This is a genomic window from Gillisella terrae (assembly GCF_004801395.1).
In the GTDB taxonomy this organism is placed as follows: Bacteria; Pseudomonadota; Alphaproteobacteria; order Rhizobiales; family Rhizobiaceae; genus Allorhizobium; species Allorhizobium terrae.
Map to the genome: position 1 here is coordinate 119,048 of NZ_SSOA01000011.1, position 16,122 is coordinate 135,169.

12 protein-coding genes are annotated in these 16,122 nt (G+C 56.2%); 6 read left to right on the forward strand and 6 right to left on the reverse strand.

From position 1 onward, the window contains the following. Nucleotides 1-18 precede the first annotated feature (18 nt). Complete coding sequence (gene ydiJ / locus E6C51_RS17185; RefSeq protein WP_190236887.1) at nucleotides 19-3,033, forward strand: D-2-hydroxyglutarate dehydrogenase YdiJ; 3,015 nt, start codon at nucleotides 19-21, stop codon at nucleotides 3,031-3,033. Between the two features lie 123 nt (nucleotides 3,034-3,156). Beyond that, nucleotides 3,157-4,050 (forward strand): GntR family transcriptional regulator, encoded by an 894-nt coding sequence (locus tag E6C51_RS17190; protein ID WP_190236888.1) that lies wholly within the window; start codon nucleotides 3,157-3,159, stop codon nucleotides 4,048-4,050. Here the strand turns inward: E6C51_RS17190 and E6C51_RS17195 are convergent. The 5 genes from E6C51_RS17195 to E6C51_RS17215 form a co-directional block, all read right to left on the reverse strand. Next, a complete protein-coding gene (locus E6C51_RS17195; protein ID WP_190236889.1) occupies nucleotides 4,030-4,842 on the reverse strand; it encodes a heme ABC transporter ATP-binding protein in 813 nt (270 codons plus the stop codon). The genes E6C51_RS17190 and E6C51_RS17195 overlap by 21 nt on opposite strands. Then, nucleotides 4,843-5,934 carry a FecCD family ABC transporter permease gene (locus E6C51_RS17200; RefSeq protein WP_230987397.1) on the reverse strand — a complete coding sequence of 364 codons (1,092 nt, stop codon included), beginning with the start codon at nucleotides 5,932-5,934 and terminating at the stop codon, nucleotides 4,843-4,845. It lies immediately after the preceding gene. A gap of 6 nt (nucleotides 5,935-5,940) precedes the next feature. Further along, nucleotides 5,941-6,825 (reverse strand): heme/hemin ABC transporter substrate-binding protein, encoded by an 885-nt coding sequence (locus E6C51_RS17205; RefSeq protein ID WP_190236890.1) that lies wholly within the window; start codon nucleotides 6,823-6,825, stop codon nucleotides 5,941-5,943. After that, the gene (locus E6C51_RS17210; RefSeq protein WP_190236891.1) at nucleotides 6,822-7,874 is read right to left on the reverse strand and encodes a hemin-degrading factor; all 1,053 of its coding nucleotides are present in this window, start codon (nucleotides 7,872-7,874) and stop codon (nucleotides 6,822-6,824) included. The genes E6C51_RS17205 and E6C51_RS17210 overlap by 4 nt, the downstream gene beginning before the upstream one ends. A 211-nt stretch (nucleotides 7,875-8,085) precedes the next feature. Then, nucleotides 8,086-10,260 (reverse strand): TonB-dependent hemoglobin/transferrin/lactoferrin family receptor, encoded by a 2,175-nt coding sequence (locus E6C51_RS17215; RefSeq protein WP_230987399.1) that lies wholly within the window; start codon nucleotides 10,258-10,260, stop codon nucleotides 8,086-8,088. Nucleotides 10,261-10,835: 575 nt separating this feature from the next. On the opposite strand from E6C51_RS17215, the gene E6C51_RS17220 reads away from it, so the two are divergent. From E6C51_RS17220 to E6C51_RS17235, 4 genes are all read left to right on the forward strand, one after another. Beyond that, complete coding sequence (locus E6C51_RS17220) at nucleotides 10,836-11,723, forward strand: helix-turn-helix domain-containing protein (protein ID WP_190236893.1); 888 nt, start codon at nucleotides 10,836-10,838, stop codon at nucleotides 11,721-11,723. A gap of 185 nt (nucleotides 11,724-11,908) precedes the next feature. Beyond that, a complete protein-coding gene (locus E6C51_RS17225) occupies nucleotides 11,909-12,640 on the forward strand; it encodes an SDR family oxidoreductase (RefSeq protein WP_146937568.1) in 732 nt (243 codons plus the stop codon). A gap of 37 nt (nucleotides 12,641-12,677) precedes the next feature. Further along, the gene (locus E6C51_RS17230; RefSeq protein ID WP_190236894.1) at nucleotides 12,678-14,324 is read left to right on the forward strand and encodes an FGGY-family carbohydrate kinase; all 1,647 of its coding nucleotides are present in this window, start codon (nucleotides 12,678-12,680) and stop codon (nucleotides 14,322-14,324) included. Nucleotides 14,325-14,354: 30 nt separating this feature from the next. Further along, the gene (locus E6C51_RS17235; RefSeq protein ID WP_190236895.1) at nucleotides 14,355-15,080 is read left to right on the forward strand and encodes an SDR family oxidoreductase; all 726 of its coding nucleotides are present in this window, start codon (nucleotides 14,355-14,357) and stop codon (nucleotides 15,078-15,080) included. 54 nt (nucleotides 15,081-15,134) lie between these two features. On the opposite strand, the gene E6C51_RS17240 is transcribed toward E6C51_RS17235, so the two are convergent. Continuing rightward, nucleotides 15,135-16,097 (reverse strand): dihydrodipicolinate synthase family protein, encoded by a 963-nt coding sequence (locus tag E6C51_RS17240; protein ID WP_190236896.1) that lies wholly within the window; start codon nucleotides 16,095-16,097, stop codon nucleotides 15,135-15,137. Between the last annotated feature and the right edge of the window lie 25 nt (nucleotides 16,098-16,122).

Genomic DNA, 16,122 nt, shown 5'->3' on the forward strand with positions numbered 1-16,122 from the left:
GACTAAAACGCATCCGCCATGATTCCACGCCTCGATCGCCCCGCATCGATTGCCGATGCACCGCCAAGCTTTTTTGAGCGCCTGATCGAGGCGGGATTTCTCGGCGATATTGAAACGCGCTCAGGCTCCCGCATTGTCCATGCCACAGACAACTCGATCTATCAGATGGAGCCGCAAGGTGTGTTATTTCCAAGCGGAGCCGAAGACCTTCAAATCATCGCCCGCACGCTTTCCGAACCTGCGTTTCGCACCATCACCATTGCCCCAAGGGGCGGCGGCACGGGCACCAACGGCCAATCACTCACCCACGGCATCGTGATCGACTGCTCTCGGCACATGAACCGCATCCTGCACATCGATCCGGTGCGAAGGGTTGCCCGCGTTCAGGCTGGCGTGGTGAAAGACGCATTGAACCGTGCGCTGAAGCCGTTTGGGCTGTTTTTCGCCCCGGAGCTTTCCACCTCCAACCGCGCCACAATTGGCGGTATGATCTCCACCGATGCCTGCGGGCAGGGGTCATGCCTCTATGGCAAGACCTCGAACCACGTGCTGGGCCTGCGCGTCGTGCTGATGGATGGCACGGATTTCTGGTCGCGATCGCTGGAGGGTGCCGACCTTGACGCCGTGTTTCAGCGCCAGGACCGGATCGGTGACATCCACCGTGTGGTGGAGCGCATCACGCGCGAAAAACAGCAGCGCATCAAAGAGGTTTTCCCCAATCTCAACCGGTATATGACGGGTTACGATCTCGCTCATGTGCGCCGCGATGATGGCGGCTTCGACCTCAACGCCATTCTGTGTGGATCGGAAGGCACGCTGGCGATGATTGCGGAGGCAGAGTTGAACCTGCTGCCGCTGCCCGCAGAGGTCGCGCTGATCAATATCCGCTACAATGATTTCAACGCCGCCCTTGAGGATGCCCGCAATCTCACAGCACTCAAGGTTGCCTCCGTCGAGACGGTTGACGAGAAGGTTTTAGGCCTTGCCAAGGGCGATATCGTCTGGACGGCCATCAGCCGCTTTTTCCCCGATGATGCAGGCCGCCCAGCCAATGGCATCAATATCGTTGAGGTGCTGGCCGATAACCCGTTGGAGCTGGAGCAAAAACTGGCAGGCGTGATCGATGCCCTCGACAGTGCCGCCAACCCCAACCGTCTGGGACACACGGTCGCGCGCGGCCATAAGGATGCTGACGCCATCTGGACCATGCGCAAACGGGCCGTTGGACTTCTGGGCAATGTTGAAGGCCCAGTGCGGCCGGTTGCCTTTGTTGAAGACACCGCGGTGCCGCCGGAGCATCTGGCGGCCTATATTCGCGAGTTTCGCGCCCTTCTTGATGGGGCGGGCGTAGCCTATGGCATGTTCGGCCATGTTGATGCGGGCGTTTTGCATGTGCGTCCGGCGCTTGATCTTGCACGGCCTGATCATGTGCCATTGGTGCGCGACATCAGCGATGCCGTGGTGGCACTCACGCGAAAATATGGTGGTGTCTTATGGGGCGAGCATGGCAAGGGCGTGCGTTCGGAATATGTGCCGGAGTTTTTCGGCGACCTTTACCCTTGCCTTCAGGAGATCAAGCGCGCTTTTGATCCGGAAAACCGCCTGAACCCCGGCAAGATTGCCAGCGCGGATGCGACTCCCTTGTTAAAGATCGATGAAGTGCCCCTGCGCGGAACGCTGGACCGCGTCATCGGCAACGACATCCGCGCCGCCTTCGACAATGCAGCCTATTGCAACGGCAACGGGGCCTGCTTCGACTTTGACGAGACAAGCCCGATGTGCCCCTCCTTTAAGGCCAGCCGCGACCGCCGCCTCTCGCCCAAGGGCCGCGCCTCGCTGATGCGCGAATGGCTGCGGCTTTTGGCTGAAAGAGGCATTGATCCGCGCAGTAAATTGATGACGCCAAGCCATTCCACTGTGCTGACGCGCGCCTTGAACAGCCTCAATCCGGTCAATCGGGACGATTTTTCCCACGAGGTCAAGTCGGCCATGGATAGCTGCCTGTCCTGTAAGGCTTGCGCGGGGCAATGTCCTGTGAAGGTCAGCGTTCCGGCCTTCCGCTCCAAATTTCTGGCGATCTATCACGATCGATATTTGCGTCCGCTGAAGGATCCGCTGGTCGCGTCGATTGAGACCCTCCTGCCGTGGATGGCACGGTTTCATCCCATCTATAACGCGGTGGCGCAGACGAAAGCGGGAAGAGCATTGATGCGCCTGATGGGTTTGACGGCCTTGCCCGCCCTGCCGGATCAATCACTGGAAAAACAGGCGCGTCGTTTAAATGTGCCGATTGCAGATCCCGAGGCTTTGGTCCGGCTTGCTCCTGAAGAGCGCAAGGCGATCGTGGTCTTTGTTGTTGATGCATTCACCGCCCATTTCGATCCGGCCGTGGCGCTTGCGGCTATAAGCCTCGCACGAAAGCTGGGTTTCAATCCCATGCTGGCACGCGGTCACATCAATGGCAAAGCCTTGCATGTGCATGGCTATCTCGCCCGCTTCGAGAAGGCGGCGCGTCAGACAGGGGCCTATCTGCAAAGCCTCGCCGATCTCAACATCCCGCTGGTCGGGCTTGATCCGTCAATGACGCTTGCCTTTCGCAGCGAATATAAAGCGCTTGCCAACAACCCGCTGAAGGCAACAATCGCCTTGCCGCAGGAGTGGCTGGCAAGCGTCAGGCTGACAGAAATGAACACCATGCCCCTGGAGGGCAAGGTGTCGCTCATGGTCCACTGCACGGAACGAACCAATGCCGCAGCGTCCATCGGTCATTGGAAGACCGTCTTCAAGGCGCTTGGGCTGTCCCTTGAGATTGTCGATACCGGCTGTTGCGGTATGGCGGGAACCTTCGGCCATGAAGCCCGCAACCGTCCCATGTCCGAAACCCTTTATGCCATGAGCTGGGCCGAGACTATCAAGCGACAAAAGCCCGACGATATTCTGATGGCCAGCGGCTATTCTTGTCGCTCGCAGGTCAAAACCATGGATCATGGCAGCCTGCCGCATCCGGTTGAGGTTTTGGACCGGCTGGTCTGAAGCATGTTTAAAGGGTACTGGCGCGCGGTGCGTTTGCAACAATCTGATCCGCAATCAATTGTCTTTTATCGAAAAAAACCATATTTTACGACAAGACCGATCACAATCCCTCCATGAGACGCCATGAAAACCAACGCTCTCTACAAGCGAACCTACAATCAATGTCTTCGGCTGCTTTCCAATGCATCGGTGGGGGATCTGCTCGCATCTGAGCCAAAGCTCTCTGCCACATTGGGGGTCAGCCGTACCACGCTGCGCGCCGTTCTTGCCCAGATGCAAACCCGCGGTCTGATCGCGATTGACGGACGCACCAAACAGGTGCTCCGCGAGCCCTTAGCCGATGATTATCTCGACGGCAGCGATCTTGAGCCATTGTCGGATATGGTTGAGCGCAAATTTATGGAATGGATGAGCGGTCCAGAGTTTCACCGCGGCCAAGCCATCAACGGTCTGGATCTGGCGCGCCAATTTGGGGTGTCCACATCGGCCATACGCGATTGCCTCAACACCTTCAGTCATTTTGGACTTTTGCAGCGCCAAAGCAGCGGACGCTGGACCGCATCTGGACTGACTGTGGAGTTTGTTGCTGAGTTGTTTGACATGCGTGAGGTGATGGAACTGCGGGCCGTTGAGCATTTTGTCGCCTTGCCAGCCAGCCACGACGCCTGGAAGGCCTTGGACGCCATAGAAAAGCAGCATGAAGCTTTGTTGGCAGACATAGAGAGCCGATATCGCGATTTTCAGGCGTTAGATGACCGTTTTCACCGCCTGATCAACGGCGTTGCCCCGAACCGCTTTTTCAGCAACATCCAAGGCGTCATGTCGATGATTTTCCACTATCACTACCAATGGAACAAGAAAGACGAGAAAGAGCGCAACCATGTGGCCGTGACCGAACATCTCGCCTATATTAAAGGCTTGCGCAGCGGCGAGATGAGCGAGGCAAAGGCCGCATGCCACATGCATTTGCGCACGGCCCGCGCCACATTGCTTGCCTCACTGCAAACCGCAGCTTGAGGACGCAAACATTGATTGCGGCAAGATAAAAGGCATGTTGGGCGCAATCACGTTCGGCTCAATCGGGCAGTCAAACACATGGCTGAGGGACTGGCGCGTCAGCACCGCAGATGGCGGGCCTTCGATGGCAACAGCTCCCTCCTTCATCAGCACCAGATGATCCGCATACATCGCCGACAAATTGAGATCATGCATGACGGCGATTACGCCGCCGCCTTGGCTGGCGTAATTGCGCGCAATATCCATCAAGGCAATCTGGTGTTTGATATCGAGATTGGCCACCGGCTCATCCATCACCAGCCAGCGCGGACCATCATCGCCGATGGGCTCCCAGATCTGGCACAGCACGCGAGCAAGCTGCACCCGCTGGCGCTCGCCGCCAGACAGGGCAGACACCAGGCGGTTAGCAAAGCCCGTAAGACCAACCCTGTTCAAGGCAGCATCAATCAAAGCACTCGTGCGTTTTGAGCGGCCCATTGCTCCGGCCTCCAGGCCAAAACGCACCACTTCCGCAACGGAGTAAGGAAAGGCAACCGATGTTTCCTGCGGCAGCACGGCGCGCAAAGCCGCCATTTGCCACGCTTTCAACGCCACAAGATCAGTGCCATTGATGCAGACTTGGCCGCTATAGGAAATTTCGCCGCTGATTGATTTGATCAGCGTCGATTTTCCCGAACCATTCGGCCCGGCGATCACCGTCACCTGGCCTGCCTTGGCGCAAACATTGACGCCATGCAGCACGCGGCGACCACCATATCGCACATGAAGATTGTGAGCTGTAAGGTCTGCCATTCACATATCCAGAAGATTGCGCCGTTTTAAAAGCAGCCAGAGAAAAAAGGGGGCACCAAACAAGGCGGTGATGATGCCAATGGGCAGCTCGGCCGGTGCCACAATGATGCGTGCCACGGCATCGGCCAACACCAGAAGGGCGGCACCCAGCAGCGCGGCTGCTGGCAAAAGATAACGATGGTCTGGCCCAATCGCCAGCCGCAGCACATGCGGCACGACAATGCCGACAAAGCCGATGCCACCGCCGACCGCCACGGCGCCCCCGGTCATGGCCGAGACAACCACAATGCTGCTTCGCTTCAATGTTTCGACCGGGATACCCATATGCCCAGCAACGGCCTCACCCATGGAAAGACCGTTCAACCCACGCGCCATAAACGGTAGTGCTGTCGATGCCAGAGCAATGATGGCACCAAGGGTTGCAACCTTGAGCCATGTGGCCCCGGCCAAAGAGCCAAGCTGCCAAAAACTGAGGTCACGAATTTGGTGATCGTCCGCGATATAAACAAGGCAGCCGGTGGCCGCCATGGCCAGGGCACCAAAGGCTATACCCGCCAGCAACATGGTCGGAACCGACGTGCGGCCATGGCGGGTGGATACAGCATAGAGCGCTGCGGTGGTGGCCAGCGAGCCGAAAAAGGCAAGCAAGGGCAAAGCCAAAAATCCGGCATAAGCCACAAAGGGCAGGGCGAATGTACCGCCCAGCACAATAATGAAGGCGGCACCAAGACCCGCACCCGCCGAGACGCCCGCAAGACCGGGATCAGCCAGCGGATTGCGAAACACGCCCTGCATGATAGCACCGGACACCGCAAGGGCGGCACCCACCAACATGCCCAGAAAGACACGCGGCATGCGAATTTGCTCGATAATCAACAAATCCCGCCCGGCAATGGCATTGTTAAACCCCAGGTAATGGCCGAACACAGCGGACACGGAGGCGTCAGACGCACCCGCAGTCAGCGAGATCAAAGCGGATAGCACCAAAAACAGCGTCAGAAACACAAGGCAGATTTTAGCCCTGAGCGCACGCGATGAAAGGGCCAAACGCGGCTCTGTGAACGCTGACGTTCGTGGCCATGCCATTGCCATCCGCCATCACTCCGTTTTGCCGGATTGGGGATAGAGAGCGGCGTTGAGTGCGCTCACCGCATCCGCCGTTCTCGGCCCGAAACCCAACAGATACATGCCATCCATACGCACCAGCCGTTTGGCTTTGCCCGCTGGCGTCGCAGCGATGGCAGGATTGCTGAGAACGGTCTGATCGTCGGTTGCGTGGCCACCCACGCCGGTCATCATCACAATCACATCCGGTGCTGCTTTGATGATGGCTTCATCGCTCACCTGCTTGTAGCCATTGATATCGGCCATGACATTCTCTGCCCCTGCGAGTTTCAAGATGCCATCGGCGTGATTGTGATTACCTGCCGCCATGACCCGGCCATTTTGCAATGACAGGATAAAGAGCGCGCGGGTCTTTCGCTTTTGATCGGCACTTTTGGCGATCGCCGTTTTAAGGGCATCATCCAGACGGTTTGCCAGCGCATGGGCTTTTGGCTCGACGCCCAAGGCGACACCAACAGCCTCGACCTTTTTGGAAATCGCTGCGGCATCATAGCCATCCGGAATGGTTGCAATGGGTATGCCTGCGGCTTTGATCGTTTCCAGCGCTTCCGGTGGTCCAGCGCCATCCAGCATCAAAATCAGATCCGGGTTGAGCGACAAAACGCCCTCCGGCGACAAGGCACGAATATAGCCAGCATCGGGCAACTTCAGCGCTTGCGGCGGGTAAACACTGGTGGAATCCCGACCAATCAACCGTGCCTCTTCGCCCAATGCGTAGACGATTTCCGTCACGGAGCCGCCAATAGCGACTATTTTTTCAGGATGTTTGTCCTGCGCGACCCCTGCGGTGAGCGAAAAGCTGGCGAACATACCCGCAAGCATCAAGGCTTTCAGACCCGAAATTCCCATCCGTTTCATGCCGCCCTCGATGCATCTGATGTTGGCAGGGCTTCAACGATGGCGCGCCACTCAGACCGCTCGTCCTGACCTTCAATGCGCTTGCCAAAAAACTGAATGATCAAATTGCCGCTTGCATCATAGGCTTCCAGCGAGGTCACGTGGCCTTTATCGGTTGGCTTTCGCACAACCCAGGCTTCGGCAATGTGGTCTTCGCGCAGATGCAGATGGAAGGTTTCGTCCATCACATTCAGCCAAGGCCCAACCGATTTGATATTGACGACTGGCCCCGAGTGGATCTGGACGCAACCCTGATTGCCGACAAAGCACATCAGGGGAACCTGGGTACGCACAGCCCCTTCAAACATCACCGATACGGCCTGCCGAGATACTTTCCACGCGAAATCATCGCCAACGCTGGACACTGCTTTCAGGCGCGACAGCTCAAGCGCATTGAGCAAACCGACAAACTGGTGGGTGTCTGTCATGCTGCTCCAGCGCTGACGCAAAGCATCCACAGGCACATTGTCATCATTGGCAAACACGTCTTCAACAGAAGGCTTGATATCGAGATCAGCCGATTGATCATCCAGCGCCAACTCAAGGGCAAGGGCTTTCCACGCTGCAACATCGCTTTCAGGCCGCAGGTGGATTTTGTGCACAGCCTCCCCTTGAGCATCAAAGAATTGGAAGCTACGCTTGATGCTATCCCCCACCGAAGTCTCAACGGCAAATCCGTAGACCCAATGGCTGGGGAACATGCGGGTATCAATTTGCTCACCCAGCATCATGGCGGCCTTCTTGCCTGCTATATAGCGATCATAGCAGCCAATTTTTTCATGCACCGCATGGTCGTTGCGCGTCAGGGCCATCACCGTGCCAAGCGCCTCAAGCTTTGGAAAAATCCGATCAAAATCCGTGGTGATCCGTGTGGCCGAATGGCCAAGCCAGGCTGCGACATACTCGGCTTCGCTAATGCCACATTGCGCCGCAATATCGCGCTCTCGCATGTTTGGATTGTCGATCTTGATCTGCCGGATATTGGCGTTGGTCAATGTTACACGCTGCATTTTAACATCTCTTTTTGGAAGAGAACCGTGCTCACCTGAAGCTGGGTGGGAGCACCGGTTCAATGACTTTTTATATGAGTATTACAGTCATATTATCGCCGTCAATAAATATATGACTTATATACTCATATTTATTGCGTTGCTCATATTTATTGCGCTGGGAGCGAGGCGGTGCGATACCCGCCTCGCTGCCTTCAGCATCAGCGCGCCTTTAGAACCGCTGGGTCACGGAAATCTTGAAATAGCGTCCGGCTTCGGAATAAAGCGCGTTGGCATTGTTGACGTCCTTCACCTCCAGCGCATCATAGTATTGGCGGTCGAACAGATTGTAGATACCGCCTTGGATCCGCATGCCTTTTGCCATTTCCGGCTCAAACCAGCCGGTCAGGTTTACAACGCCATAGCCACCGGGCTTGCTCTTGGCGGTGGAATTTTTATCCACCCCACCCGCTGCCACGAGGGTCACATCCGTACCCCAATTTTCGGCATTATAGGCGGCACCGACAATGGCCTTCACGGGCGCAACGGTTGCAAGAATCTGATCCGTATCGAGATCCGTTCCGCGCGCATAGGCAATGGAGCCATGCAAGGTCACGCCCATTGAGAAGGTTTTGTGAATGGACGCCTCCACACCGGAGATGCGCACATTGTCGCGGTTGAAGTAAGAGGTCTCACCATTCGAGTAGCCGGTGTTAAACACCACATCGCTATCGATGAAGTTCTTGTATCGATTGCTAAAGCCTGTCACCCGGCCGCCAAATTCATCATCGCCGAGGTTGGCTCCGACATCAAAACCATAGCTGCTTTCCGGCTTCAGGTTTGGATTGCCGATGGTGCGATAGCTGAAGACCGGGTTGGCATAATTGACATACATTTGATATTCGTTCGGGGCCTTGAAGGCGGTCGAAAATTGCGCAAACAACTCAACATCGGGCGTCACCTCCCATGCCGCCCGCAGCTTTGGGGAGAGGCGGGAATCGCTCGATGCGGTTGGAACACCGCTGTAACCGCTGTTGGCCATCCAGGCCGCGCTGTTTTGCGGATCATACTTGTACCAGTCAAACCGCACGCCGGGCGTAAGCGAAACGGGACTATTTCCGAGCGAGATCTTGTCTTCTATATAAACGCCCAGCTTGTAACCGTTGACGTCGGGCGCATAGGCCTGATTGGTGTGATAGCTGGCGCAGGCCCGGGCAAAGACGATATTGCAACTGTCTTGACCGGCAAGATAATAGCTCGTCTGTGAAAAGCGGAAATCGCCGCCAAGGGTGACACGATGGCTCAATGCACCGGTGTTGAAATCGGAATTGAGATAGCCCGTAAAGCCCACGGCCTTCTCATCGCTTTGCATAAGGCGTTGATAAAAGCCGACAGGTGCCGTTGTGCGAATGGCGGATGTGCCTTCAATCCGCTTGCTGCGCTGCCAATAGAGCGTGGCCATGCCGCTATCGATCAGGCTGTCTTTGTCGGTCGATTCATACTTGTAATCGAGGGAGAGCCGATCTCTCGACTTGTCTTGTGTGGCATCAAGATTGCCCGCTTTATAGGTCGTGCCATAGGAGGCATTGGAGCGATAATCTTTCGTTGAATCAGCACTATAACGCTCGGCGGTGATGCCAATCGTGTGACCACCCTCAAGCTGCTGGCGAAGCTTGAACAGAATGTTGCGCTGAATTTCGGTCAGTGGATCCGCTTTGGTGCGGGTCGCGCCAAAACTGTCAACATTGCCCTTGGTCTTGGTTTCATGGCCATACTTGTAGGAGCTTTGGAACAGGATCGAGGTGTTTTCGATCTTCTTGGCCACGGCTGCGGAGCCGGTGAAAGAGCGCTCGGAACTGTCATAGCCCAGCTTGGCCATGCCGCCAAAGGACTTGCCAGCCCCAAGTAGATCTTCAGGTTCCAGAGTGCGCAGCATCAGAGCGCCGCCAAGCGCGCCCGATCCGGTGCGGCTGGAATCTGCACCATGCAAAACATCAAAGCTGGAGAGGGCATTAAAGTCGAATGTGTCGGCACCGCCGCCAAAACCATAAATATTGTCAAAGAAATAGGGAACAGGAATGCCATCAACCGTGGTCAGCACACGGTCTGCTTCCAGACCGCGAATATTGATCGACTTTGAGCTTTTGACATAGGTGACGCTGGGATCAACCGTGTTGCCGAGATCCTTCACATCGGCAATGTCCTTTTTGGCAATCTCGTCTGCCGTGGTGCGTGTGGCAAGCGGGCTATCGGCAACGGAGCCTTTCTCAACCTTCTTGCCCTTCACGGTAATGGTTGAAAGCTGGGTCTGCTCCTTCCCATTTGCAGCACTCTCCAACGTTGTCGATGCCTGCTGGGCCGATAGCGGTGCCGCAACTGCCACCGTGCCAATCGCTGTACATGCCAAAAGTAAAACTCGTGTACCCCGTAAACCCATCTCATCAAACCCCAGAAAAAGGACGCAGAAAGACCTCCGCTGAAAGCAGCAGATTTCACGCATCAGTCGCGATTGAAGAAAGTGCGCGCACATGACGTGCACCGTTCACGAGTGGTTTATTTAACATGATTTTTTATGTCAACATTTAAAATATGATTATATGACTCATATTTCAATCGATCGTCAGCCCCCTTGGCGCTGAGACCTGCCCATCGTCAGCTTCGCATTTTGTCAATTTTGCCAGAGTGAAGAGGCGAGTAAGATTGCAGCATGACACCTGTGCACATTGCAGCACCGAAATGTCAAAAAAGTATCGGGAAATGTCCTGCGGTGAGGTAGAGGCCCCGGCAAATAAGCTATAGGTTTTGACCATACGCCGGTTTTGCAAAATTGGAGGTTTGCAGAACAAGATGGCTTTTAGAGTTTGTCAGGGAAAAGTGGAATCCGGTTTTCCCGAATAGGCAAACGAAAACAAGGAAATCTAGAGTCTGTCTGGTTCAATTTGAACCTGACAGACTCTAGTCCGGCGGGGGAAGGGAGGAGTGATGACGCAACCTGATCTGGAACTGGTTCATATCCGCAAAGGCGAGTCTTTTGCCGCATGGAAGCACGGCTATCCTTTCCGCACGGTTCGTTGGCATTATCACCCTGAATATGAGCTCCATCTGGTGGTTGCCACCTCCGGCCAGTTTTACATCGGTGATCACATTGGCCGGTTCGAGCCGGGACAATTGATTCTGACCGGGCCAAACCTGCCGCAAAACTGGATTTCCGAAATTGCACCGGGCGAAATTGTCCCAACCCGAACGCTGGTTATTCAGTTTCCGGAAAAATTTATCCAGGATTGCATCGCCACCATGCCGGAGCTTGTTGCCTTGAGCCCGCTCATGGACCGCAGTCGCCGCGGGCTTTTGTTTGATGCAGCAACCAGCGATACAATTCGACCGCTGATGGAGCGGCTAATTGATGCGCAAGGGCCAATGCGGCTGGCGATTTTCTGGGAAATCCTCGATGTGCTTGCCAATGCACCAGAGCCGGAAGTGTTGGCCAGTCTCAGCTATGAGCTGGATTTGTCCGACTTCAACGAGGTCGGCATCAACCGCGCCATTGCCCACCTGCGCGAACATCTGACCGATGACATTGACGAGCGCGAACTGGCCGATCTGGTGGGCATGAGCCCCAGTGCATTCTCGCGGGCGTTCAAGCGCCACACCGGCACGACATTGGTGCGTTATAAAAACCAGCTTCGCGTCGATCTCGCCTGCCTTATGCTACTGACCCAAGCGGAGACCAAAGTGGCAGAGGTATGTTTCGAGATCGGCTTTGCAAACCTGTCGAATTTCAATCGGCATTTTCTGAAACTCAAAGGAATGTCACCATCGCAATTTCGCTCAACATTCGCCGCCAACAGCGCGCTGGAAGCCGCGCAATAGCCACACATTAAACGGCCACACATCAGGGCATTGGGTTTGGACGGCATTGCGCTGTCCGAAGGAGGACGGGCTCTGCCTGTTGCTATCGACTGCATAATTCCCTCAATCCGAGTGGATTTAAGGCGAAAATTATGCAGCGGCTTAAAAGAGATACGATCGATCATTCAAGCAAAACGGAGGAAAATATGAGTGAATCCCTGCAAGGCAAGATCGCCGTCATCACGGGTGCGGCGTCGGGCATCGGGCTGGCCACCACGGAAATGCTGTTGAAAAACGGTGCAACCGTGGTGATGGTGGATTGGAATGAGGCTGGCCTGACCGAATTGGCTGCCAAATTCGGCGAAAAGGCCATTCCGCAGGTCACCAATCTGCTTGATGCGGAAAGCTGCGCGGCCATGGTGCCCGAGGTTTTGAAAAAGGTCGATCACATCGACATTCTCTATTGCAACGCTGGTACCTATATTGGTGGCGATCTCACAGAAACCAATCCGCAAGCCATCGACAAGATGCTGAACCTCAACATCAATGCGGTGATGAAAAACGTCTATGACGTGGTGCCGCATATGAGCGCGCGCCGCACCGGCGATATTATTGTCACATGCTCGATTGCCGGTCATTACCCAACCCATTGGGAGCCGGTCTATGCCGCATCAAAATGGGCGGTCAATTGCTTCGTGCAAACCATGCGTCGCCAGATGATCCCGCATGGGGTGCGCGTGGCGCAAGTGTCGCCCGGCCCGGTTATCTCAGCCCTTTTGGACGATTGGCCAGAGGAAAACCTGCGCAAGGCTAAAGAGTCGGGCAGCCTGATGGAGCCAAGCGAGGTTGCCGATGCGGTGGAATATATGCTGACCCGCAAGCGGTCGGTGACAATCCGCGATATGCTGGTTTTACCGACCAATTTTGACCGCGTTTAAATCATCAGCATGCCCGCGTTGCAGCAGGAGGAATGAAATGGCCGAATTTTTAATTGGCGTTGATGTTGGCACCGGCTCGGCGCGGGCAGGCCTATTTGATCGGCATGGGCAGCTCTTAGCCCATGCCAAACAGGATATTGTGATTTTTCGAGGCGAACACGGCCATGTAGAGCAGTCTAGCGCGCAAGTGTGGCAGGCGGTGTGCAAGGCGGTGGCTGAGGCTGTTGACCTTGCAAAAATTTCCCCGGCCGATGTGGTCGGGATTGGCTTTGATGCCACCTGTTCTTTGGTTGTGCAAGGTGCCAGAGGCGAGGGGGGCGCAAAAGGCGGCGTCGGTGATCCCGATCATCCAGAGCGCGACATCATTGTGTGGATGGATCACCGCGCTCTTGAGCAGGCAAAGCGGATCAACAGCATGGGCCATCCGGTTTTGGACTATGTTGGCGGCAAGATCTCGCCGGAGATGGAAACGCCCAAGCTTATGTGGCTGCGCGAACATTTGCCCGACATTTACGCAACCGCCGAAAACTTCTTTGATCTCACCGACTTTCTGACATGGAAATCCACCGGCGCGCTGGATCGCTCTTCCTGCACCGTCACCTGCAAATGGACCTATCTGGCAAAGGAAAATCGCTGGGATGAGAGCTATTTTCGCGCCATTGGCCTTGGTGATCTGGCCGATGACGGATTTGCCCGCATTGGTCGCCGCGTTGTTCATCCCGGCACAGCGCTTGGCAACGGCCTGAGCGAAGAAGCCGCCACGGACATGAAGCTTCGCCCCGGCATTGCTGTCGCGGCGGGCTTGATTGATGCCCACGCCGGTGGGCTGGCGACCGTTGCGGCAAAAGGCGGCGCGCAAGACCCGACCACCTGCCTCGCCTATGTGTTTGGCACATCATCTTGCACCATGACCACCACATTAGAGCCCACATTTGTGCCGGGGGTGTGGGGGCCTTATTATTCGGCCATGGTGCCCGGCATGTGGCTCAATGAAGGCGGTCAATCGGCGGCAGGCGCTGCCATTGATCACCTCGTAAAACACCATCCTGCCAGTGGCGAGGTGACACAGGAGGCCTTGCGCGCCAACAAAAGCCTGCCTTTGTGGCTGGCGGATCGGGCGCTCACCTTGGCAGGCGGCGCATCCAACGCCGCTCACCTTGCAGATCAGTTGCATGTGGTGCCGGAATTTTTGGGCAATCGCGCCCCCTTTGCCGATCCCGATGCGCGGGCCGTCGTGGTTGGGTTGGGCATGGACACCAGCGCTGATAGCTTGGTTGCGCTTTACATCGCTGGCATTTGCGGCCTTGGTTATGGCCTTCGCCAGATCATTGAAGCACAAGCTGCAAAAGGCGTGCATATCCAGACAATCTCTGTTTCGGGCGGTGCCGGTCTGCATCCGCTTGTGCGACAAATACTGGCTGACGCCACCGGAATCCCGGTCGAAATCACCGCCTGCCCGGAGCCCGTGCTGCTGGGCTCGGCCATGCTGGGGGCGGTCGCGGCCAATCTCTATCCGGATTTACAGACCGCCATGCCCGCCATGTCTGCCATTGCCCTGCAATGCCAACCAGCAAGCGGTGATTTGCGCGACCTGCATGACAGGCGCTACCGCGCCTTTTTACAGCTGCAAACTGTGGCTCGTGCGATCCGCATGGATGGCGCGACAAAGCCAGAACGACGTTGAGGCCATTGAAGACGCGAGGAGGAAGCAGACATGCAGTTTGCCGGAAAATCCATCATCATCACAGGGGCTGGCAAGGGAATTGGCCGGGCTTGCGCAAAACGCATGGCAGAGCGTGGCGCTGAAGTGATTGCGCTCAGCCGCACACAATCCGACCTCGACAGCTTGAGAGAGGAGATTGGTGGAAGATCGATCGTTGTGGACCTCGTCGATCCTGCCGCCACCCGCAAAGCGATGCAGGAGGCAGGCACCGCCGATTTTCTGATCAACAGCGCTGGTACCAATGTGCTGGAATCCAGTTTCGATATGACGGATGCGGGCTATGAAGCCGTGATGGGCATCAACCTTCGCGCCGCTTTGATCACCTGTCAGGAATTTGGCCGCGCCCGTGTGCAAGCGGGCGGGGGTGGCGCTATTGTCAACATCACCTCCATTGCCGGGCATCGCGGCTTTACTGAGCACCTGTGCTATGCCGCCTCCAAAGCAGGACTGGAAGGTGCGACGCGGGTTCTTGCCAAAGAATTTGGACCACACGGTATTCGCGTCAATGCGGTAGCACCGACAATAACACTGACAGAACTGGCAATGGCCGCCTGGAGCGATCCGGCCAAGGCCGAACCCATGATGGTGCGTCACCCCTTGGGCCGCTTTGCCACGGTGGAGGATGTTGCTAACGCCATTGCCATGTTGCTCTCACCCGACACAGCGATGGTCACGGGTGCTGTGTTGAATGTTGATGGTGGTTTTCTCGCCGTGTGAACCATCCCGAAGAGCCGCTGCAAGGCAGCGCCTTGCAACGGCTCTTCGTGAATTTTATGCCTTACAGGTCTTTACTGCCCCCGGCAATTGGCTCCATTGCGCATACCAGGTGTTGAACAGCTTGAATTGCGCTTCGACATAGCCACGCTGGCTATCGGTCAAGGCATCAGACTCATTGAAATGCAGGGTGTATTCCGCATCACCCTTTAAAACCATCATGTGCTTGAAGTAGAGCACCAGATCCGGGCCTTCATCGAAGGATGAAAGAACCGCAAGCGCCTGTTCCAGTTCAAGGGCGCGCACGCGTGCATCAGCATCGCCCTTGGCGGCGGCCTGTGCGAGATTGCACAGATGCAGCACTTCCTTGGGCAGAACATTGCCAATGCCGGTGATGGCCCCTGTGGCACCGCAATTGACATATCCGTGGAACACGGCGGTATCGACGCCAATCATCAAGGTCACGTCATCATCGCGGCTGGTGATGTTTTCGGCGGCATAGCGCATATCGTCAGGGCCACCAAATTCCTTGAAGCCAACAAGGTTGGAATGCTCGGCCCGCAGCGCGAAAAACAAATCGGCGCGGGTGGCAAAACCATAATAGGGGCTGTTGTAAATCACCGCAGGAAGCTCTGGGGCTGCCGACAGGATCGCCTTGAAATGGGCCTTCTGCGCCGAAATTACGGTGCCGCGTGACAGAACGCGCGGAATGACCATCAAGCCCTTGGCACCAACTTTTTGCGCATGCGCTGCATGGGCAACCGCTGTTTTTGTGTTGACGGCCCCTGTGCCGACAATCACCGGCACGCCCGCTTTTGCAAGGCGCTCGACGCCTTCCATACGCTCGGCATCGGTCAGAAGCGGCCAATCCCCCATGGAACCGCAATAGACCACGGCAGACATGCCAGCATTGATAAGCTCTTTGCCTTTGCGCACCAATGCATCGAAATCCGGGGTTCTGTCGTCTTTGCAAGGGGTCATCAGGGCCGGAACGACACCTGAAAAAATACTGCTGGCCATGTCTATCTCCTGAATTGGCTTTGAC